Annotated in this window: 1 protein-coding gene and 1 pseudogene; both read left to right on the top strand. The window is 68.2% G+C overall.

Translation table 11 applies throughout. The features are described 5' to 3' along the window. Positions 1–225 precede the first annotated feature (225 nt). Positions 226–630, top strand: coding sequence for a hypothetical protein (locus tag AB0I52_RS32790; protein WP_363078814.1), 405 nt, complete (start codon positions 226–228; stop codon positions 628–630). Between the two features lie 66 nt (positions 631–696). After that, a pseudogene (locus AB0I52_RS32785) lies at positions 697–1,658 on the top strand (ISKra4 family transposase); the annotation flags it as partial.

The following is a 1,658-nucleotide window of genomic DNA, read 5'->3' as shown; positions in this document are numbered from 1 at the left end:
TGGGTGCGGCTCGTTTCGAGGGAAGCCCTGACCTGTGGGGACGTGGGTTGGTGCGGAAATGGGCAGGTCTTCTCGTGACGAGAGGGGGCGGTGCCGGTGGGTTCGCTGTTCGAGTTGATCGATGCCGAGGAGGCCGGGGTCCGGGCCCGGGTAGAGGAACTTGAGGTTCGGGTTGCGGAGTTGGCTGAGCGGCTGGTTGTGGAGCGGGAGAGGTTGTCGCGGCTGGTGATCACCCGTGAGACGGCCGGTGAGCTCCTGGCGAGGATCCCGGTCAGCGTTCCGGACCAGCCCGAGGGTGAGTCGCCGACGGCGGTGAAGGCGTCGCCGTTCACGGGTGCGGAACGTCGGGTGATGGGGATTTTGACCGTGCCGAAGTGGCAGCAGGGCATGGACCAGGGAGTGCTGCCGCGCGCCTACCAGGACATTCTCGACGTGGTGCGGGACGCTCCGGGGCCGGTGCGGGCGAAGCAGATAGCACCGCGGATCGGGCTGCCGGCCGAGACCTCGAAGATTGAGGGGGTCCGTTCGAAGCTGAAGCGGCTGGTCGAGCGGGGCTGGCTGGACGAGGGCACCCCGGGACTCTTCACCCCGTCACACGCATGGACGGCCAACTCGGCCAAATCGCCCTGAAAGAAGGGCTCTTCCTTCTAAATTCGTAGGTGCGAACCAAAACGAACACAAGAAGGAAGAGCCACGATGGAACATTACGACATCGGCCCGGGACCTGACCCGTTTGCCCACTCGGTCAGTGCCTTCGAGATGCTGACGGCCATCCTGTCGGGACGGACGGCCGGCGAGTGGACCCATGCTGAGCTGGAGGAACATCTCGAGGCCGCGGGACGGGACCTGATCCGCCAGCTCCTGCAGGACCACCTCGACCTGCGCGCGATACGCGAGGAACAGAAGACGGCAGGGACCTCGGGCGTGCAGGTTGTGGGGCCGGAAGGCCGGACGAGGCCCTGGCGGGAGAAAGGCCACGAACGACGGCTGGCCTGCTTGTTCGGAAACGTGAACGTCCGCCGGATTGCCTACCGCGGCCCGAACATGAGCAACGTGCATCCCGCGGACGTGCTGCTGTCCCTGCCTGCCGGCCGGCACTCGATGGGCCTGCGCCGACTGGCTGCCGTCGAGGCCGTCCGCGGCTCATACGACCAGGCCCTCGACGCGGTCGGCCGCCGCTGCGGAAAGGTCCTCGGCAAACGTCGCCTCGCCGAACTCGTCATCGCCGCCGCCTGCGACATCGACGCCTTCTACCGCGACCGCGCTCCTGTTCCCTGCGGCCGCGAGACCCTGCTGATCCTGCAGTTCGACGGCAAGGGAATCGTCATGCGGCCCGAGGCTCTGCGCGAAGCCACCCGTCGCAAAGCAGAGGAAAGCGCAGCCCAGGGCCGACGCGGACGCCTTGCACCGGGCGAAAAACCTAACCGGAAACGCATGGCCACCGTCGCCTGCGTCTTCGACACCCGCCCGGCGCCCCGCCGCCCACACGACATCATCCACCCGCCCGGCGGCCGCACCGGCAAACGCACCCCCCGGCCCGGCCCGAAGGCGGCGAACAAGTGGTGCACCGCCTCCGTGATCCGACCGCCCCGCCAGGTCGTCGCAGACGCCTTCGACCAGGCTGACGGCCGCGACCCCAGCCGTCTGCGAACCCGGAT

Origin of the sequence: Streptomyces sp. NPDC050423 (genome assembly GCF_040655445.1) — a bacterium.
GTDB lineage: Bacteria > Actinomycetota > Actinomycetes > Streptomycetales > Streptomycetaceae > Streptomyces.
Note: the sequence above shows the minus strand (reverse complement) of the source record. Positions and strands in the feature narration are given on the sequence as shown.